The organism is Mesorhizobium sp. M1217, assembly GCF_040318275.1.
GTDB lineage: Bacteria > Pseudomonadota > Alphaproteobacteria > Rhizobiales > Rhizobiaceae > Mesorhizobium.
The window spans coordinates 16,594-36,939 of record NZ_JAMYMA010000006.1 but is presented as its reverse complement, the minus strand read 5'-3'; the positions used below and the strand labels follow the sequence as shown (position 1 = coordinate 36,939).

Here is a 20,346-nt window from a genome sequence, read left to right as displayed (position 1 = left end):
AGAAGGTGTGAGTTCCAAGCCCTGTCTATTTCAGCAATTGGATTGTGGCCCCTTTACGAGTGCTTCAGAACTTCATTCCAATTTTAGGTTTGCGAGCTAGGCTAGGAGCATAATGCCGGCGTATGAAAGGCAGATGTCGGGAGGAACCGCGCCACAGCGCGCGCTTTCGCGCGCCCTGCTTTTCGCTTTGTTGTGCTCGACGGCACTTGTTGCCGAAACCGGAAGTGCGGCAGCCTTCGAGATTTTCGGCATCAAGCTCTGGGGGTCGTCAAAGGACGAAGATGCCGACATCGTCGACCCACTGCGCTATGCCGTGACGATAGAAGCGCCCGACGCCGACGAGGATCTCGCCGAGAAGCTCGAAAACGCCTCGGCGCTGAAAGCCGACGAGGAACACCCGGTATCAGGTTCGCTGGGTCTTTTGGCCAAGGCGCGCAGCGACCGTGAGCAACTTGTCGCCGCGCTCTACGCGGACGCGCGCTACGAGGGTGTCGTCACCATCACTATTCAGGGCAAGCCGCTCGACGATCTGCCGCCCGATGCCGAGTTTTCCGGCCCGCAGCCGATTCCGGTGGTGATAAGCATAGCAGCCGGGCCGAAATTCACGCTTGGCAACATCAGACTGAAAGGCGATGCAGCGGGGCTGGCAAGTGCCGATTTCGGCCTGATCGCCGGCGGTGACGCCGGTTCGGGCGCCGTGCTCAAGGCCGAGGCGGCGATCGTGCGGGCACTCAAGCAAGAAGGCAGGCCGTTGGCCAAGGTGACGGGCCGCGAGATCGTCGCCGAGCACGCCGGGTCGACGCTCGACGTGACGCTCACCGTCGCGGCCGGGCCGGTCGCCGGCTATGGCGACACCACTGTCGAGGGCACCGAAAAGGTCGACCGCGACTTCACCGAATATATGACCGGCCTGAAGCGCGGCCGCCAATATTCGCCCGATGAGATCGACGATGCGCGCGACCGGCTGCTCGGGCTCGAGGTCTTCAACAGCGTGACGGTGAAGGAAGCCGACGCCCTCGACGTCGAGGGCAACATCCCGATCGGTGTCCAGGTAAGCGAACGTAAGCCGCGCTATTTCGGCATTGGCGGCAGCTTCTCAAACACCGAAGGGCTGGGCCTCGAAGGCTATTGGGGCCACCGCAATCTGTTTGGCCGCGCCGAAAAGCTGCGCATCGACGGCAAGATCAGCGGCATCGGCAGCAACGACTTGACCCAGCTCAATTACAATGCCGGCGTCATGTTCGAAAAGCCGGGCGTGGTCGGGCCGGCGTCGAAATTCATTGCCAGTGTCAACACCGTGCTGGAGCACCCCGACGCCTACGACCATTTCTCGGTCAAGGGCAGCACCGGCCTGTCCTACGAACTCGACAAGAAGCAGACGGTTTCCGCGCAAGTCGCGCTTGACTATTCCAGGATCCACGACGCTTTCGGCAAGCACACCTATCTGATCGCCAGCATTCCGCTGCAATATGTCTACGATAATCGCGACAGCAAGCTCAATCCGACCAGGGGCTTCAGGGTGCTGGCCTATGCCGAGCCGAGCTACGACATTTTGAGCGGGGCTGCGTTCGTCAAGCTGAAGGGCGAGGGGTCGGCCTACCAGTCGCTCGATTCGGCCTCGAAATTCGTTTTCGCCGAACGTGTCGCCATCGGCTCGATCATCGGCGCCGGTCTTCAGGATGTTCCGGCCGACCGCCGCTTCTACTCCGGCGGCGGCGGCTCGGTGCGCGGCTATGCCTATCAGGGCATCGGCCCGAAGGACAGCAACGGAGAGCCGATCGGCGGGCTTTCCTTCTTCGAGACCTCGGTCGAGATGCGCATCGCCGTCACCGACAAGATCGGCGTCGTGCCGTTCGTCGATGCCGGCACGGTGTCCACCAGGCAGGTCCCCGATTTTTCGGACATGAAGGTCGGCGCGGGTGTAGGCTTGCGCTATCTGACGGCGTTCGGGCCGCTGCGGATCGACGCGGCAGTGCCGCTCAACCGCGGCCCCGACGATCCTCATTTCGGCATTTATGCCGGCATCGGCCAGGCATTCTGATGGCAATATTCAGGCGCATCCTTCGTATCCTTTTCTACACGCTGCTCATCGTCGTGGCAGCGGCGGTGGGGGCGCTCGTCGTGCTGACCAAAACCGAGCGCGGTCGCGAAAACCTTGCCGGCATCATCTCGACCATGGCCTCGACCGGCGATCGCAAGGTCACTGTCGTCGGCATCGACGGTATCTGGTCGGGCGCGCTGAGGGTCGATCATGTCGTTCTGGAGGATCGCGAAGGCGCCTGGATGGTGGCGCGCAAGGTGGCCGTCGACTGGTCGCCGCTGGCACTCCTGTCGAAGAGCTTCAACGCCGATCGCATTGGGGCCGAACGGGTCGAGTTGGCACGGCTGCCGGTGGCCAGCACACAGCCGAGCCAAAGCGGGGCGACCACGCTGCCGGTTTCCATCGACGTCAAGCAGCTCGACCTTCCCGAAATCGCACTCGGGCAGGCTCTGGCCGGCAGCGGTGTCGCCGAGCTGGCAGCCAAGGGAGCGCTCAAGGCGGATGCCTCGCCGCTGGCTATCGAGACCAATCTCAACATCGTTCGCCACGACGGCAAGCAAGGCACAGTCGACGCCAAAGCCCATTTCGCGCCGGCCGACAACAAGCTCGACCTCGACCTCAAGGCATCCGAGCCGGCCGGCGGCATCATCGCCAACCTGCTCAAGCTGCCGGGCACGCCGCCAGTCGACATTGTCGTTTCCGGCACAGGACCGCTCGCCAACTGGAATGGTATTGGGACCTTCGTTGTCGACGGCCGGATCGTCACTCAACTGACCGGTCGCCATCAGCTCACCGACAAGGGTCATTATGTCGAGGCCAACGGCGATGGCGAATTCGAGCGCTTCCTGCCCGAAACCCTGAAACCGCTGTTTGCCGGCAAGACCAGCTTCGACCTCGCCGGCACAGCGACCGCGGCCGGCGGCGTCGATGTCGAGCGCGCCAATATCGACAGCGGCGCCGTGCACGCGACCGCCGCCGGCATTGTCGATCCGAACGGCGTCAGCGATCTTTCTGTGAAACTCGCCGCGAAAGGACCGCCGATCGTGCTTAGCCTCGGCAGCGAGGCACAGCCGATAACCGTGGCGATCAAGGACGCCACGGCCCGCGCTTTCGGCGATGGCAAGGCGCCGATGGTGGATATCGGCGCGTCGCTGGTCTCCGTGGTGGCGGGCGGCACGCGGGTGGACGACCTGATCGGGCAAGTGCATTCTGATGGCTTCGACATCCAGAACCGTAGCGGGCCCGTCACCATCAAGCTGACGGCGGCCGGCCTGAACACCGACGTTGCGACATTGGCGCCGCTGATAACGGGAAGGGTCAGCGCCGGTCTCGCCGGCTCGGTCAGCAAGGACCAGGTCGTTGTCGACCAAGGCACGCTGCGCAGCGACGCGCTCAATGCGTCCGTGACGGCCACTGTGGCGCTGGCCGATCTGTCGATGACGCTCAAGATGAATGCCGACGCGGCTTCGGCGGCGCTGCCGCCGCAGATCAGCTCGGTTCTCGGCGAGCGTGTGCAGTTTTCCGCAACCGCGACACGCGACCCGGACGGTGCGTTCGCCGCCAACGCATTGCAGCTCACCTCCGGTACGCTTAGTGCCAGCGGCACCGCCAGTGCGCAAGGCACCGATATCCGGGCCGATATCAAGGGCACGCTCGGCGACGTGTCGGTACTGTCGCCGCTGGTCGGCGCGAAGGTCGGCGGCGCCGTCGGTTTCGCGCTGACGGCAAGCGGCGCGCGCAGCGCACCGGATTTCTCGGTTTCGGCCAACAGCGACAGCCTGACGGCGTCCGGCCATGCGGTGAAGCAGATCAAGTTGAGCGCGAGCGGCAAGGCCGACATTGCCAGCCCTGCCGCCGATGTCTCGCTGACCGGCTCGGTCGACGACCAGCCGCTCGACCTCAAGGCATCGCTGGTCACCACCGACGGCAAGCGCTCCATCAATGGACTTGCCGTCTCACTGGCCGACAACAAGGTCTCCGGCGACCTCGGGCTCGACGACAACCTGCTGCCGCTCGGCACGTTGAACCTCGATGCCGCGGATATTGCTCCGCTGGCCAGACTTGCCGGCCAAACGGTAGCCGGCGACGTGCGTGGCACGATCCGTTTCGCGAATGACAATGGTGCGCCGACGGTCGCGATCGATGCGACGAGCGCCGCGATTTCGCGCGGCGAACTGGCGGCGAAGACAATCGCCGTCAACGCTCTGGTCGCCAATTATCTCAAAGCCCCGGCGATCTCCGGCAAGATCAAGGCCGACACGATCACCTCCGGAACCACGGTGATCAGCGGCATCGACGTCGACCTGAAGCGCGATGGCGACTGGACCGGCTTTAGCGGCGGCGCCACGGTCGCCGGCATTCCGGCCAGCGCGGCCGGGCGGGTCAGGGTTGCGAACGGCATCACCAGCATAGAGCTTGCCTCCGGCGAGGCGACCATCCGCGGCATCAAGGCAGCGGTCGCGCAGCCATCGGCGCTGACAATCGCCAATGGCATGGTGAGCATAGAGAAACTGGCGCTCGGTGTCGGCGGTGGTTCGGTTGCCGTGTCGGGTACGGCTGGCCAGACGCTCGATCTCGCTGCCACCTTGTCGGCGGTGCCGGCAGCACTTGCCAATGATTTTTCACCGGGCCTCGATGCCGCGGGCACGCTCAGCGGCACCGCGCAAGTCACGGGATCGTCGGCTGCCCCAGACATTCGCTTCAACGCCCGGCTCAGCGGCGGCGAAACCAGCCAGACCCGGCGGGCCGGGCTCGGGCCGCTCAATCTCGATGCGGCTGGCCGTTTCTCGTCGGCCAGCGGCGTCGCCATCGAGCATGCGACGCTTGCCGGCGAGAAAATCTCCGGCAAAGCAGCCGGCACCATCAATCCGAACGGTGCCAGCGATTTCTCGCTCGACCTCGCATCCACCGGCCCGAGCCTGCCGCTTTCGCTCGGCAGCAAGGAGAGCCCGATCAAGCTCGAGCTGCAGACGCTGTCGCTAAAGGCGGCCGGGCAGGGCACCCAGCCGAAGCTCGACATCTCCGCGACACTGCCATCGGCCGCCACCAATCTAGCTAAGATCGAGGGCATCACGCTTGCGCTGCACTCCGACCGCTTCGACGTGAAAGCCCGGAGCGGGCCGATCTCCGGCTCGGTGATCGCCGAAAAAATCGGCCTCGACAATCCGACCGTCGCGCCGCTGATCGCCGGCAAGGTCACTGCCAAAGTTGCCGGCAGCCTTGCCGCCGACGCTGTCATCATCGATAGCGGCACCGTGACCAGCGACGCGTTGAACAGCGGCTTCAACGGGCGGGTCTCGCTGGCCGACGGCGCCATCGATCTAAATCTCAAGGCGGACGCCGCGTCGGCGGCGCTGCCGGTGGCGGCGCGTGGCATGCTCGCCGAGCGGACGCAACTCAGTGCCGCGCTGAAGCGGGACGCCAACGGCAATGTCACCGCCAACGCGATCAGGCTGTCATCAGGCGCGCTGACCGCAGACGGGCAGGCGAGCCTTGCCGATAACAAGCTGAGCGCCGACGTCAAAGGCGCGCTGGGCGACGTCTCGCTGCTATCCAAGGATGCCAAAGGCGCTATTTCTTTCGCGCTGAATGCGCAAGGCGCCAGCACCGCGCCGGATCTGTCGCTGACTGTCAACAGCGATAGGCTTTCGGTGGCGGCGCGTGAGATCACCGGACTGAAGCTCACCGCCACCGGCAAGGCTGATGCCACCAACCCGGCGGCGAATGTACAACTCACCGGAAATGTCGCGGGCCAGTCGTTGCAGGGTAGTGCCGTGCTGGCGACATCGGACGGCAAACGCGCCATCAACGGGCTTTTGCTGTCGCTGGGCAAGAACCGTATTTCCGGCGACCTGGCGCTCGACGATGCCTTCGTGCCGGTCGGTACGGTAGCACTGGACCTGCCCGATATCGGTCCGCTTGCTGCCCTGGCACTGGAAAAGGCCGATGGCGATGTGCGCGGCACGATCGCCTTCTCCAAGGCTGGCGCCGTGCCGCAGGTCGCCATCAAGGCGACGACGGGCTCGATCTCGCGCGGCGATGTCTCGGCCAAGGCCGTGACCATCGATGCGCTGATCGCCAACTACCTGGCGGCACCGGTGATCTCCGGAAAAATCCGTGCCGACAGCGTCACTTCCGGCGGCACGGTTATCCGTGGTGTCGACGTCGATCTCAAGCGCGACGGCGAATGGACCGGTTTCTCCGGTGGCGCCACCGTGAAGGATATTCCGCTGAAGGCCGGCGGCCGGGTCAGGGCGGTCAAGGGCACGACGACGGTCGAACTTGCCTCCGGCGAGGCGACCATTCGCGGCATCAAGGCGGCTATCGCCCAGGCCTCGACCATCAACATCGCCAATGGAGTGACCAGCCTCGACAGGCTGGTGCTCAACCTCGGCGGCGGAACGGCGACGGTCACGGGCAAGGCTGGGCAGGCGCTCGACCTCAACGCGACGCTGGCCCGCATCCCGATCTCGATAGCCAACAGTTTTTCGCCTGGCCTCGATGCCGCCGGCTCCGTCTCGGGCACGGTGAAGGTGACGGGCGCGCCGGCCAATCCGGCCGTCGCCTTCAAGATCGACGCCACAGGCGTTCAGACGTCGCAGACCCGCGGTGCAGGTTTCGGCGGCATGGGCGTTTCGTCTTCAGGTACGTATTCGGGCAACAGACTGACCTTCGACGCCAACATGAGCGATGCCGCCGGCCTTGGCCTCAAGGGCGGCGGCACGATGACGACATCAGGCGCGCCCACCCTTGATCTCAACTTTTCCGGCAAGGTGCCGTTCGCCTTCCTCACCAGGACACTCGCCGCGCAAGGCCTGTCCTTGAGCGGCACGGCCGACGTCGATGTGCAGGTGCGCGGCCCGGCGACGTCGCCGGTGATCTCAGGCACGGTCCGTACGTCAGGCGCCCGCCTGGTCGACGCGCGCTCGGGGCTCGCGATCAACGACATCACCGCCGATGTCGCTATCGGTGGTGGCGTGGCCAGGATCAACCGCCTGACCGGCACGCTGTCGACGCGTGGCAGCCTTTCGGCCAGCGGCACTGTCGGCATCGATCCGGCTAAGGGTTTCCCAGCCGACCTGTCGGTCAAACTGGTCGACGGCCGTTATACCGACGGCAAGGTGGTCACTGCTAACCTCGGCGGCGACCTGACCATCAAGGGACCGCTCACCTCCGGGCCGGTGATTTCCGGTACCGTCAACCTGGCCAAGACCGTCATCACCGTACCCGAAAAGCTGCCCGGCTCGCTGGCCGAGCTCAACGTCAAGCACAAGAATGCGCCGGCAGCCGTGCGTGCGCAGGACAAGGCGTTGCGCCCGGCCGCTGCAAGCAGCGGTGGCGGCGGCAGTGGCCTCAACCTCGACGTCACGATCAATGCGCCGAGCCAGATCTTCATCCAGGGCAGGGGCGTCGACGCCGAGCTCGGCGGTTCGCTGCGGCTGACCGGTCCGGCATCGTCACCCCAGGCGGTCGGCACCTTCACCTTGCGGCGCGGGCGGCTGACGATCCTTGCCAAGCGGCTGACCTTCACCGAAGGCACGGTCGGCTTCTCGGGCTCTCTGGTGCCCTACCTCAACCTTACGGCGCAATCCAAGACAACCAGCGCCACCGTGACCATCGTGGTGTCGGGCGAGGCGACCAACCCGAAATTCACCTTCTCCTCGGTACCCGCGCTGCCGGAGGACGAGGTGCTGGCGCAGCTGATCTTCGGCCGTTCGATGTCGAACCTGTCGCCGCTGCAGATCGCGCAGCTTGCCGAGGCTGCCGGACAACTGGCCGGCGTCGGCGGCTCGACCTCCCTGCTGCAGAACCTGCGCAGCGCGATCGGCGTCGACGATCTCGACGTAATCACCGACGAAGAGGGCGGCACCGCCGTCTCGGCGGGCAAGTATCTCAACGACCGCACTTACGTGACGATCCAGAAGGGCGATAGGCCCGGCTCGGGCAAGGCAACCGTCGATCTCGACGTCGGGCGCGGCGTCAAGCTGCGTGGTGAGGCAACCGACGCCGGCGAAGCCAAAGGCGGTGTTTTCTATGAACGGGAATATTGAAACGGCTGTTCGCGCAGAACAGTTGGTTGCCCGAAGAACGAGCGGCGCAGCAGCAAATGTCCCGGTTTAATTGTCCGTGGAGATTTCGCGCGAAATCCCTGGCGCAGTAGCAAATTTGCGCCAAGACTGTCGTTATCGCGCGAACCGCCCTGCTTTCAAAGTTGCACATTCCTTGGCATGTTCCCAATCCGTGCCGTCTTTGACATCATGGCGCGAATGCGGAATGTTAAAAGGCAGAAAGCCAACAATGGGAGTTAGTCATGACGATCTACAAGAGTAACGGCGACCGCGTTCCCGATCACATCCTGGCCATGGCCGAAGACGCCAAGGCAGGCAAGATGGATCGTCGCGAATTTCTGGCTCTCGCCAGCGTCTTCGGTGCGTCGACGGCGATGGCATATGGCATGCTTGGCCTTGCAGACCCCACGCCGGCCAAGGCGGAAGAGGTCCAGGGCAAGAAAGGCGGCGTATTGAAGGTCGCGCAGTGGATCAAGGATCCGAAGGATCCGCGCAAGTCCGACTGGTCGGAAATCGCCAATGCCGAGCGTCAGGCGCTCGAGCCGCTGGTCAAATATACCACCGAATACACATTCCGCCCCTATCTGCTGGAGAGCTGGGACGTGAATGACGACGCTACCGAATACACGCTGCATGTGCGCAAAGGCGTCACCTGGAACAACGGCGATCCGTTCACCGCAGACGACGTCATCTTCAACCTCAAGCGTTGGGCCGACAAGAAGGCCGAAGGCAATTCTATGCCCGGTCGCCTCGGTTCGCTGGTCAAGGACGACAAGCTGGATGAGAGCGCGGTGACCAAGGTCGACGACCACACGATCAAGCTGACGCTCAGCAAGCCCGATATCGCCCTCATTCCCAACGTGTGCGACTATCCCGGCCTCATCGTCCACAAGACGTTCGACGAAAAAGGCGGCGACTTCAAGTCCTGCCCGATCGGCACTGGGCCGTTCGAGCTGGTCTCTTACGATGTCGGCCAGAAAGTGGTCTACAAGCGTCGTGAAGACAACAAGTGGTGGGATGGCGAGGTCTTCCTCGACGGCATCGAGTTCATCGACTACGGCACCGATCCGGCGGCGATGGTCAGCGCTTTCGAAGCTGGCGAAGTGCACACCAATTTCGAAACCTCGGCCGACTATGTGTCGATCCTCGACGGCATGGACCTGGCGAAGTCCGAGGTCGTCACCGCCTCGACGATCGTCTGCCGCACCAATGTGACCAACAAGCCTTACGGCGACCAGAAGGTTCGCAACGCCCTGCAGCTCGCGGTCGACAACGCTGTCGTCCTCCAGCTCGGCTACGGCAATGCCGGCACGGTTGCCGAGAACCACCATGTCGCCCCGATCCATCCGGAATACTACGAATTGCCGAAGGTTGCTCGCGACCCGGCCAAGGCAAAGGCGCTGATGGCGGAAGCCGGCCAAGCCGATTTCGAGCACGAGCTGATCACGGTCGACGAAGACTGGCACAAGAACACCGGCGATGCGATCGCCGCGCAGATGCGCGACGCCGGCATCAAGGTAAAGCGTACGGTGCTGCCGGGTTCGACCTTCTGGAACGACTGGACGAAGTATCCGCTGTCGATGACCAACTGGAACATGCGGCCGCTCGGCGTCCAGGTTCTGGCGATCGGCTATCGTACAGGTGAAGCCTGGAACGAGACGGCTTGGTCGAATCCCGAGTGGGATGCCAAGCTCAACGCTGCGCTGGCAGTTGCCGACGCCGCCAAGCGCAAGGAAATGATGAAGGATATCGAGCAGATCCTGCAGGATTCCGGCATTATCATCCAGCCTTATTGGCGCAAGCTCTACAGCCATTCGGTCAAGGCGGTGCAGAACTACAAGATGCACCCGACCTTCGAGCGCGACTACGGTAAGGTCTGGCTCGACCAGGCCTGACCGGACGATCCGGAAAGGGGCGTCTGGCCCCTTTCTCTCGCTCGTTGCATGGTCCTTGGACCGGAAGTCGGCGCAGGAAAAAGTTGCGGACTCTTCGGCCGGGGTCTGCAATAAAAAGGGTATTGCATCTGGGACTGGTCTGAAGGCTTGTTCTGCCGCTGGCGGCAGGGCACGGCTTGCAAACCGGTTCCACCCCCCAACCCGACCGGCAGGGGACCGCCATGCTTTCTTTCGTTATCAGGCGTCTCGGCACCATGGCATTGACGATGCTGTGCCTGACGATGATCGTCTTCTTCCTGGTCAATCTCGGGCCCAATCTGAAGAAGCTCGCGATCAGCCAAACCGAAATGCACACATCGGCCGAGCAGCTCGAGGCTTGGCTGGTCAATCATGGCTATCGGCAGAATTTCTTTGTCCGCTACGGACAATGGCTGGGCGTCGTGCCCAAGCAGCCGGTGACCGACCCGGCGACAGGCAAGCCAGCGCAGCGTTTCTCCTTCTGCAACGATCCGGTCGTGCCGACATTTTCCGGCATCCTGCAAGGCGATTTCGGCTGCTCGACCAAATTCAAGACGACGGTCGCCTCGAAACTCTTTCCGGCGCTCAGCGCCACCGGCATCCTGATGCTCTGCGTGCTTGCGGTTATGGTGCCGGTCTCGCTCCTGATCGGCATTCTTGCCGGCATGCGCGAGGGCTCACGCACCGACCGCACATTGTCGGTGGCTTCGATCGCCTCGACGGCGACGCCCGAATATGTTTCGGGCGTCATCTTCACCGTCATCTTCGCCTCCTGGCTCGGCGTGCTGAACGGCTCGGCGGCCTCGGCCAGCCAGGGCATCACCTTCTATAATTTCACCTTGCCGGTGATGACGCTGGCGATCTACGGCATCGGCTACATCGCCCGCATGACCCGCGCCTCGATGGTCGAGGTGATGACGCAGCAATATATCCGAACCGCCCGGCTGAAGGGCCTCTCCTTCGGCAGCGTGGTGGTAAAGCACGCTCTGCGCAACGCGCTGATCGCACCGTTCACGGTCATCATGCTGCAGTTCCCCTGGCTGCTCACCGGCGTCGTCATCGTCGAGGTGATGTTCCGCTACCAGGGGTTCGGCTACACGCTGGTCGAGGCGGCCGGCAACAACGACATCGATCTTCTGCTCGGCTGCTCGCTGGTCTCGGTGTTTATCGTTCTGATCACACAGCTCATCTCCGATGTCGGCTACGCGTTCCTCAATCCGCGCATCAGAGTTCAATAGGAGACCGGGCGGATGCAGGTCGAATATCTCAGCGCATTCAACGTCGTACTCGGCGTCCTTACCCGCTTCTGGCCGGTCTGGATCGCTCTCGCCCTGGTGATGGGGGCGAGCTTCGGCTACAAGAAGAAGCTTGGCCTTTACGGCCAGCTTTTCGACAGCGGCGTCGGCATCGTCGGCGTCGGCATCTGCCTGTTCTGGCTGTTCACGGCGATCTTCGCATCGACCGTCGCGCCCTTCGATCCGCTCGCCCAGGTGCCGATCATGAAGGACGCGCTGCCGGGCGCGATCGAGCCGGCGTCGAAGCTTGTATACTATTTCGGCGGCGACAAGCTCGCCCGCGACGTGTTCTCCCGCATGGTCTATGGCAGCCAGATCGTGCTGATCATCGCGCCGGCGGCAACCGGCTTTGCACTGATGGTCGGCATCACGCTCGGCCTGCCGGCTGGCTATTACGGCGGCAGGATCGATACGGTGCTCTCCTTCCTCGCCAATTTGGTGCTGGCCTTCCCGGTGATCCTGCTGTTCTACCTCCTGGTGACGCCAGGCATCATGGACACGCCGATCCCCTACGCGATGGCCGGGCTGTTCTTCCTGTTCCCGATCATCTTCTTCAGCGTGCTGTTCTGGACGCGCTACAAGAACCGGCCCGACCGCCTCTATATCCTGCTTGGCCTGACGTTGGTCGTTGGCGGCTGGATCTATGCCGGCCTTGTCTTCGACGCCGATCCGTTCAAGATCATCCACATCGATCCCAACCAGCTCAACATCTTCGTGGCAGTGGTGTTCGCCTCCAGCCCGGGCGTGTTCCGCATCGTGCGCGGCCTGGTCATGGATATCAAAACGCGCGACTATGTTGCGGCGGCGCAGACGCGCGGTGAATCGCCCTGGTACATCATGCTGTGGGAGATATTGCCCAATGCGCGCGGGCCGCTGATCGTCGACGCCTGCCTGCGCATCGGCTACACTACGATCCTGCTCGGCACGCTCGGCTATTTCGGGCTGGGGCTGGCGCCGGAAAGCCCGGACTGGGGCACGGCGATCAAGGATGCCAGCCGGCTGCTGCGCTCTTTCATCCACCCGGCGCTGCCGCCGACGATCGCATTGATGTCGTTCGTGCTCGGCCTCAACCTCCTGGCGGATTCGTTGCGCGAACAGTCGATGAAGGATTGATGCCGGGAAAGATTGAACCGGGAAAGATCGATGCCGGGTTCGGCCCGACATGCCTGCACAACAAGGATTGGAGCGACCCATGAATGAGGCAGTTCGAAATCCCGCCAAGCCGACCAATGGGCCGACCAGTGGGCCGATCATCGAGATCGAGAACCTGTCGATCTCCTTCTTCACCCGCAAGGGAGAGATCCCGGCCGTCATGGATTTTTCCTGCACGGTCATGCCCGGCGAGGCGATGGGCATCGTCGGCGAATCCGGCTGCGGCAAGTCGACCGTGTCGCTCGGCATCATGCGCGACCTCTCGAACATCGGAAAGATCGTCGGCGGAAAGATCAAGTTCCAAGGCAAGGACATGGGAGAACTGTCCGACGAGGAACTGCGCGCCATCCGCGGCAACAAGATCGCCATGATCTACCAGGAGCCGATGGCCAGTCTCAACCCGGCGATGAAGGTCGGCCAGCAGCTGATGGAAGTGCCACTGATCCACGACAAGGTATCGAAGGATGAAGCCTATAAACGCGCGTTGGAAATGGTGCGCGCGGTGAAGCTGCCGGATCCCGAGCGCATGATGCGTTCCTACCCACACCAGCTTTCCGGCGGCCAGCAGCAGCGCATCGTCATTGCCATGGCGCTGCTGTCGAAGCCTGCGCTGCTTCTGCTCGACGAGCCGACGACAGCGCTCGACGTGACGGTTGAGGCCGGTATCGTCGATCTGGTCAAGGGGCTGGGCGAGAAGTTCGGGACCTCGATGATCTTCGTGTCGCACAATCTCGGCCTGATCCTGGAGACCTGCGACCGCATCACGGTGATGTATTCGGGCGAAGCGGTGGAGACGGGCAAGATCAAGGACGTCTTCGACCGGATGCGTCATCCCTACACGCAAGGCCTGTTCCGCTCGATCCCGTTGCCGGGCGCCGACAAGAATTCGCGGCCTCTGATATCCATTCCGGGGCAGTTGCCGCTGCCGCACGAGCGGCCGAAGGGCTGCAATTTCGGCCCGCGCTGCCACCATTTCGTCGAGGGCGTCTGCAACGCCGCCGAAATTCCGATGATCGCGGTCGAAGGCCATGACGGGCATTTCTCGCGCTGCGTACGCTTCAACGAGATCGACTGGGAGGCGCTGCCGCCTGGCGCCAAGAAAGTCAACGAGCGCGTGGTGCCCGGTGCGCCGGTGCTCCAGATCGAAGACCTCAGGAAGTACTACAAAGTCGGCGGCAGCGAAGTGTTCGGCTCGAGCGAAGGACGTGTCGTCAAGGCCAACGAGACGATCTCTTTCATGGCGCGCGAATCCGAGACCGTCGCTATCGTTGGCGAATCCGGCTGCGGAAAATCGACCCTGGCCAAGGTATTGCTCGGCCTCGAAACGGCAAGCTCCGGCCGCGTGAAGCTGGGCAACAAGGAAATCCAGTCGACCGGGATCGAGAAGCGCAGCGTCGACACCGTGTCGTCGATCCAGATGGTGTTCCAAAATCCGTTCGACACACTCAATCCCAGCCATTCGGTCGGTTCGCAGATCATCCGTACGCTGGAAAAGTTCAATGTCGGCGACACGGTGGCCGACCGCCGCAAGCGGATGCTGGAACTGCTCGATCTGGTGAAGCTGCCAAGGGCATTCGAGACGCGCAAGCCGCGCCAGCTTTCAGGTGGCCAGAAACAGCGCATCGGCGTGGCGCGGGCCTTTGCCGGCGACGCCAAGGTGGTGGTGGCCGACGAGCCGGTCTCGGCGCTGGATGTGTCCGTCCAGGCGGCGGTGACCGAACTCTTGATGGACATCCAGCGCAAGAACAAGACCACGATGCTGTTCATCAGCCACGATCTGTCGGTGGTGCGCTACATCGCCGACCGCGTCGTCGTCATGTATCTCGGCTATATCGTCGAGCAAGGCACGACCGACCAGATATTTTCGCCGCCCTATCACCCCTATACCGAGGCGCTGCTGTCGGCGATCCCGATTGCCGATACCAGCGTGGTGAAAAGGCATATCGTGCTCGAAGGCGACATTCCGTCGGCGATGAACCCGCCCTCGGGCTGCCCGTTCCAGACGCGCTGCGGCTACAAGAAACTTGTGCCGGACAATCTTTGCGAAACTACGGTGCCGCCGGTCAAAAATCTCGGCGACGGTCATATGAGCCTGTGCTGGCTGGCCGACGACGTGCTGGCAAAAATGGAGCCGGTGATTAAATTCGACAAGGAACACGCGGCGAATGAGGGCGTGCCGGATGATGCAAACCACGGTGTTGGCCCGGGCTTTGCTGGAGATCCGCCCAAGCGCCCGCATGGCAAGACTGGCAGCGTTGAAGCCGATGCCGAGGGTCAGGCAGCGGAGAATGCCGAAGCGGTCGCCAAAGCCCGCCGTCACGAGGTTCGCGACGAGGTTTCAGAGACCGGCGGCATCTCAAGCTCTGCTGATAGCGCAGTGGAACCAATCACGCCGCCGACAGTCGGCGACGGCCGCCAGGCCGAGAACGCCACGCGCAAGCCGCGCAGACCCAAGGGCGGCTAAAATGCCGCTGATGTGCTAGGGCGCGCATTGCCGTAGCTGCGCCGCGTAGTCCTGCGCCATCTGTTCGGTGGCGTGCGCATAGCGCTGCACCTCGGCGTCGCCGCGATTGCCGCGCTTATAGGCATTCCAGCCGAGATAGTAGGCGAGATATAGATTGTAGGTGTCGTTGCGGGGGACGCCGAGTGTGTCGGCGGTCTTGGAATGATACCAGCCGACAAAATCGACGGCATCGGCAAACCTGGTGCGGCGCGCCGCCCAACTGCCGGTCTCGTTCTGGTATTGCGCCCAGGTGCCGTCGAGCGCCTGCGAGAAGCCGGTGGCGCTGGAGATATGTTTCCAGGGAATGAAACCCAGCAGCTTGGTGCGCGGCGGCCGTGCATTGCTCTTAAAGCCGGATTCCTTGCGCACCGTCGCCATCAGTACTGGGACTGGCACCCCATATTTCTGCTCGGCGCGCTGTGCCGCCGCCTGCCAGTTGTCGAACCAGCCATCGTTCTGGTCGAAAACGGCGCAGACATCGTTGATGTGGTTCGGCGGCGTCGCGCAGGCCGAAAGTGCCAGCGGCACGGCAATCGCTACAATTTTACTAAAACTCGACCTACGCATTGGAAGAGCATTAGGCCGAAAACATAAAAGGAATCTTGCTGCGTTCCTTAACGGCTCATCGGCCGCTTTGGCTGGCGCTGAGCAAGTATGAACCTTCCGACATTTGTTGTCGCTTTTACCGATGTGAAATTCCCGGTATGGCGCCTTGGCTAAAATCACGCCCGCAGGTGGCGGATTCTTGACAGCCCGATCTTTGTGCCGGCGCTTTGATGCGCCGCATGAGCGAACCAAGACGCAAGCGCGGCGCCGAGCGAACGAGCAACAGGGGACCCACCGCCATCCCGCAACTGCCGCTCAGGCGGGTGACAAACCCTTATCCGCCGATGGCGATGCTGTCGGCCGACCAGATCGAGGCAATCCACCAGGCGTCGATACATATCCTGGAGAATTTCGGCATTGAGGTGATGAGCCCGCGGGCGCTGTCACTGTTCGAGAAGGCCGGGGCCAAGGTCGATCATGCCTCGATGAACGTCCGCATCGATCGCGGCATGATCGAGGAAGCGCTGAAGACGACGCGGTCCAGCTACACGCTGACGCCGCGCAATCCCGCCCATGCCGTCCACCTCGGCGGCAATACCATCAACTTCACGCTCGTCGCCGGGCCGCCCAATGTGCACGACATGGAGCGCGGCCGCCGTGCCGGCAATTTGCGCGATTATTCCGATCTCGTCCGGCTGGCGCAGCATTTCAACTGCATCCACATGCTCGGCAACCAGGTCTGCGCGCCGGTGGAATTGCCGGCGAATTCCCGTCATCTCGACACCTATTTCGCCAATCTGACGCTGACCGACAAAAGCTTTCACGTCTCGGCCATCGGCCGTGGCAGGGCGCTCGACGGCATCAAGATGATGGCAATCGCGCGCGGACTGACGCTTGACGAGATGCGCGACGATCCCGGCGTCACCACGATCATTTCGGTCAACTCGCCGCGCCGCTTCGACGAGATGATGGCCGAGGGGCTGATGACGATGGCCGAGTTCGGCCAGTCGGTGGCGGTGACGCCGTTCACGCTGATGGGAGCGATGAGCCCGGTGACGCTTGCCGGCGCGCTCGCCCAGCAGAATGCCGAGGCGCTGTTTGGCGTTGTGCTGACGCAGCTCGTCCGTCGCGGCGCGCCGGTGATGTATGGCGCCTTCACCTCCAATGTCGATATGAAATCGGGCGCGCCGGCCTTCGGCACGCCTGAAAATACCAAGGCGAACATCGCGTCCGGACAGTTGGCGCGGCGTTACAAGCTGCCTTATCGCACGACACCGGGCTCAGCCTCCAATGCCGCCGACGCGCAAGGCGCCTATGAGACGCTGATGGCGCTGTGGGGCGCGGTGCTCGGCCACGGCAACCTCGTCTATCACGCCGCCGGCTGGCAGGAGGGCGGACTGACTGCATCGTTCGAAAAGTTCATCATCGACGTCGAGATGATCCAGCACATGATGGAGTTTTTGCGCCCGATCGAAGTCAACGAGGCCGAGCTTGCCGTCGAGGCTCTGGGTGCGGTTCCGACCGGCGGCCACTTCTTCGGCGAGCCACACACGCTGGAGCGCTACGCCACGGCCTTCTACCAGCCGATACTGTCCAACTGGCAGAACTACGAGGCCTGGCAGGAGGCCGGTGGGCTCGACGCCACGTCGCGTGCGACCAGGCTGTGGAAGAAGGCGCTGGAGGACTATATCGAGCCGGTGATGGAAATCTCCAGGCGCGAGGCGCTGGAGGCGTACCTGGCCAAGCGCAAGGAAGCGATCGGGCAAAGCGAGCCTTAAGCACCACCCTTCTCGGATTCATTTTCTTCTCTTCCAGAATCATGAACCCATCCAACTCTTTGAAATGACGAGAATCCCATGAAATCACATGCAAAGGTCGTGGTTATTGGCGGTGGCGTCGTCGGGTGCTCCGTGCTGTTCCATCTGGCCCGGCACGGCTGGACCGACATCGTGCTCCTGGAGCGCGATGAATTGACCTCCGGCTCGACCTGGCACGCGGCCGGCGGCATGCACACGATCAACGGCGATCCCAATGTCGCCAAGCTGCAGAAATACACGATCTCGCTCTACAAGGAGATTGAGGAACTGTCCGGCCAGGCGACCGGCGTGCATCTGACCGGCGGTGTGCTGCTGGCGGCGACCGAGGCGCGGCTCGACTGGCTGCGCGGCGTTGTCGCCAAGGGCCGCTATCTCGGCATCGAGCTCGAGGAGATATCGCCGGCCGAAGCCGCCGAACTGATGCCTCTGCTCGATCCCAAGCAGTTCGTCGGTGCCGTCCGCAACAAGGAGGATGGCCATCTCGATCCATCCGGCGTTACCCACGCCTACGCCAAGGCCGCGAGGAAGCTTGGGGCCGAGGTTGAGCGCTTCACCAAGGTCGAGGACATCGTGCGGCGCGCCGACGGGCTGTGGCGCGTCATTACCAACAAGGGCGAGGTGGGGGCCGAGCATGTCGTCAACGCCGGCGGCCTGTGGGCGCGCGAGGTCGGCCGCATGGTCGGGCTGGAGCTGCCGGTGCTGGCGATGGAGCACATGTACCTGATCACCGAGGACATGCCGGAAGTCGCCGCCTGGAACCAGAAGACCGGCACGGAAATCATCCATGCAGTCGACTTTGATGGCGAGCTCTATCTGCGTCAGGAGCGCGGCGGCATGCTGATGGGTACTTACGAAAAGGCCAACAAGCCATGGTCCGAGTTCCAGACGCCGTGGAACTTCGGCCACGAGTTGCTCGAGCCCGACATCGACCGCATCGCGTCATCGCTGGAGGTCGGCTTCCGGCATTTCCCGGCCTTCCAGAACACCGGTATCAAGCAGATCATCAACGGGCCCTTCACCTTCGCGCCGGACGGCAATCCGCTGGTCGGGCCGGTGCGCGGCCTGCCGGGGTTCTGGGTGGCCTGTGGTGTCATGGCCGGGTTCTCACAGGGGGGCGGCGTCGGGCTGGCGCTGTCGAACTGGATGATCGAGGGCGATCCCGGCGCCGACATCTGGGCGATGGATGTGTCGCGCTACGGCGACTGGGCGACGATGGCCTACACCAATGCCAAGGTGCGTGAGAATTATTCGCGGCGGTTTTCGATCCGCTTCCCGAATGAGGAACTACCGGCCGGACGGCCGCTCAAGACCACACCGGTCTATGATCTCCTGTCGGACAAAGGCGCGCAATGGGGCGTCGCCTATGGGCTGGAAGTGCCGCTGTGGTACGCGCCGGAAGGCGTGAGGGACGAGTTCTCGTGGCGGCGCTCGAGCGATTTCGAGCATGTCGCAAATGAGGTCAAGACCGTTCGAGAAGGCGTTGGCCTGTCGGAGATTTCGAGCTTCGCCAAATACAAGGTGACGGGCGAGGGCGCTGCAGCCTGGCTCGACCGCCTGCTTGCCTGCAAGCTGCCAAGGCCCGGCCGCATGACGCTGGCGCCGATGCTGAAGGAAGACGGCAGGCTGATTGGCGATTTCACGCTAGCCAATCTCAGCAGCCCAAATTCGGAAAGGGACGGCTGGTTCCTGGCCGGCTCCGGCGTCGCCGAGCAGTACCATATGCGCTGGTTCGAAGCGCATCTGCCGAAGGACGGCTCGGTCAGTATCGAAGCGCTGGGAGCAAAACTCACCGGCTTATCGATCGCCGGGCCGAGCGCGCGGAACCTTCTTGAAAAGGTCACACGATCTGATGTGTCGAATACGGCCTTTCCGTTCATGGCCATCAGCAAGATGGACATCGGCATGGCGCCGTGTCTGGGCGGGCGTGTCAGCTACACCGGCGATCTCGGCTACGAGATCTGGGTGGCGCCGGAATATCAGCGCGCCGCCTATCAGGCGCTGATGGCGGCGGGCGAAGAATTCGGCATCGGCCTGTTCGGCTCGCGAGCGCTCAACGCATTGCGGCTGGAAAAGAATTACGGCTCATGGGCGCGCGAATACCGGCCGATCTATGGGCCGCTGGAGGCCGGCCTCGATCGCTTCGTCGCCTATGCCAAGGAGGCCGATTTCATCGGCAAGCAGGCGGCGCTGGCAGAGCGCAAGCAAGGCGGCAGACTGCGGCTGCGGGCCTTTGTCGTCGTCGATGCTGTCGATGCCGACGTCATCGGCGACGAACCAATCTGGCATGGCGGCGCCGTGCGCGGCTGGGTCACGTCGGGCGGCTATGCGCATCATTCGAAAAAATCCGTCGCTATCGGCTATGTGCCGAAAGAGATTGCCGACGAAGCCGACGGTTTCGAGATCGAGCTTCTGGGCAAACGCCATGTTGCGCGCATGCAGCCGGTCCCACTGTTCGACGCGAACTTCGAGCGGATGCGTGGGTGAGGTTCAGGCGCTGCGGCGGTTATCCAGCGCCAATGCGCCGGCGCCGGCGAATACCAGATAGAGGAAGATGAAGCAGAACGATATCGCCGCATCGCCGCCATTGTTGACCGGGAAGAAGTCGCGCGGCATGTGCGCCATGAAATAGGCGATCGCCATCTCGCCGCTGAGAAGGAATGCCACCGGCCTGGTGAAGAGTCCCAATACCAGCAGGATGCCGCCGGCGAATTCCAGGATAGCCGCAGTCAGCGACAGCCCGCTCAGGGTGCCGGCATGGTCGCCGATGGGGAAATTGAAAAGTTTCTGAGTGCCGTGCTCAATGAACTGCAGCGCCGTCATGATGCGCAAGGCGGCCAGAGCCTGCGGCTGATATCTGACAAGACCGTCGAAAAGCTTCATCTAAGACTCCATTTTACCCCCGAACCGGCCATAGATCATCGCCCGACAGGGGACCATTCACTTCGCATGGCCCGCCAGCCACAATCAGTGATTGGAAATGTTCCTCGTCCTCTTAATATTTTTCTCTCCAG

The 20,346-nt window shown here is 63.0% G+C and carries 10 protein-coding genes; 8 read left to right on the top strand and 2 right to left on the bottom strand.

Going from position 1 to position 20,346, the window contains the following annotated elements; genetic code table 11:
• The first annotated feature begins 112 nt into the window (after positions 1 to 112).
• The 6 genes from NKH37_RS11770 (at position 113) to NKH37_RS11745 (ending at position 14,933) form a co-directional block, all read left to right on the top strand.
• A complete protein-coding gene (locus NKH37_RS11770; protein WP_352788499.1) occupies positions 113 to 2,041 on the top strand; it encodes an autotransporter assembly complex protein TamA in 1,929 nt (642 codons plus the stop codon).
• Complete coding sequence (locus tag NKH37_RS11765) at positions 2,041 to 8,091, top strand: translocation/assembly module TamB domain-containing protein (protein ID WP_353041051.1); 6,051 nt, start codon at positions 2,041 to 2,043, stop codon at positions 8,089 to 8,091. The genes NKH37_RS11770 and NKH37_RS11765 overlap by 1 nt, the downstream gene beginning before the upstream one ends.
• Positions 8,092 to 8,351: 260 nt before the next feature.
• Entirely contained in the window at positions 8,352 to 10,004 is a 1,653-nt protein-coding gene (locus tag NKH37_RS11760) for an ABC transporter substrate-binding protein (protein WP_023720874.1), read from the top strand.
• A gap of 221 nt (positions 10,005 to 10,225) precedes the next feature.
• The gene (locus NKH37_RS11755) at positions 10,226 to 11,260 is read left to right on the top strand and encodes an ABC transporter permease (protein WP_023720873.1); all 1,035 of its coding nucleotides are present in this window, start codon (positions 10,226 to 10,228) and stop codon (positions 11,258 to 11,260) included.
• Between the two features lie 12 nt (positions 11,261 to 11,272).
• Entirely contained in the window at positions 11,273 to 12,430 is a 1,158-nt protein-coding gene (locus NKH37_RS11750) for an ABC transporter permease (protein WP_352482929.1), read from the top strand.
• Positions 12,431 to 12,509: 79 nt separating this feature from the next.
• On the top strand, positions 12,510 to 14,933 hold the full coding sequence (locus NKH37_RS11745) for a dipeptide ABC transporter ATP-binding protein (protein WP_353003402.1): 2,424 nt from the start codon (positions 12,510 to 12,512) through the stop codon (positions 14,931 to 14,933).
• Between the two features lie 15 nt (positions 14,934 to 14,948).
• On the opposite strand, the gene NKH37_RS11740 is transcribed toward NKH37_RS11745, so the two are convergent.
• Entirely contained in the window at positions 14,949 to 15,539 is a 591-nt protein-coding gene (locus tag NKH37_RS11740; RefSeq protein ID WP_352861539.1) for a transglycosylase SLT domain-containing protein, read from the bottom strand.
• Between the two features lie 218 nt (positions 15,540 to 15,757).
• Here NKH37_RS11740 and NKH37_RS11735 point away from each other — a divergent pair, with 218 nt between their 5' ends.
• Together NKH37_RS11735 and NKH37_RS11730 are read left to right on the top strand one after the other, a co-directional pair.
• Positions 15,758 to 17,296, top strand: a complete 1,539-nt coding sequence (locus tag NKH37_RS11735) for a trimethylamine methyltransferase family protein (protein ID WP_353003401.1) — start codon at positions 15,758 to 15,760, stop codon at positions 17,294 to 17,296.
• A gap of 78 nt (positions 17,297 to 17,374) precedes the next feature.
• Positions 17,375 to 19,819, top strand: coding sequence for a GcvT family protein (locus tag NKH37_RS11730; RefSeq protein ID WP_353041049.1), 2,445 nt, complete (start codon positions 17,375 to 17,377; stop codon positions 19,817 to 19,819).
• 3 nt (positions 19,820 to 19,822) lie between these two features.
• On the opposite strand, the gene NKH37_RS11725 is transcribed toward NKH37_RS11730, so the two are convergent.
• Positions 19,823 to 20,215: a DoxX family protein gene (locus NKH37_RS11725; protein ID WP_352861534.1), complete on the bottom strand. Its 393-nt coding sequence runs from the start codon at positions 20,213 to 20,215 to the stop codon at positions 19,823 to 19,825.
• Between the last annotated feature and the right edge of the window lie 131 nt (positions 20,216 to 20,346).

Excerpts from the sequence above, each read along its gene's own strand:
- NKH37_RS11770 (WP_352788499.1), top strand. The coding sequence starts at position 113 with ATGCCGGCGTATGAAAGGCAGATGTCGGGAGGAACCGCGCCACAGCGC.
- NKH37_RS11765 (WP_353041051.1), top strand. The coding sequence starts at position 2,041 with ATGGCAATATTCAGGCGCATCCTTCGTATCCTTTTCTACACGCTGCTC.
- NKH37_RS11760 (WP_023720874.1), top strand. The coding sequence starts at position 8,352 with ATGACGATCTACAAGAGTAACGGCGACCGCGTTCCCGATCACATCCTG.
- NKH37_RS11755 (WP_023720873.1), top strand. The coding sequence starts at position 10,226 with ATGCTTTCTTTCGTTATCAGGCGTCTCGGCACCATGGCATTGACGATG.
- NKH37_RS11750 (WP_352482929.1), top strand. The coding sequence starts at position 11,273 with ATGCAGGTCGAATATCTCAGCGCATTCAACGTCGTACTCGGCGTCCTT.
- NKH37_RS11745 (WP_353003402.1), top strand. The coding sequence starts at position 12,510 with ATGAATGAGGCAGTTCGAAATCCCGCCAAGCCGACCAATGGGCCGACC.
- NKH37_RS11740 (WP_352861539.1), bottom strand. The coding sequence starts at position 15,539 with ATGCGTAGGTCGAGTTTTAGTAAAATTGTAGCGATTGCCGTGCCGCTG.
- NKH37_RS11735 (WP_353003401.1), top strand. The coding sequence starts at position 15,758 with ATGAGCGAACCAAGACGCAAGCGCGGCGCCGAGCGAACGAGCAACAGG.
- NKH37_RS11730 (WP_353041049.1), top strand. The coding sequence starts at position 17,375 with ATGAAATCACATGCAAAGGTCGTGGTTATTGGCGGTGGCGTCGTCGGG.
- NKH37_RS11725 (WP_352861534.1), bottom strand. The coding sequence starts at position 20,215 with ATGAAGCTTTTCGACGGTCTTGTCAGATATCAGCCGCAGGCTCTGGCC.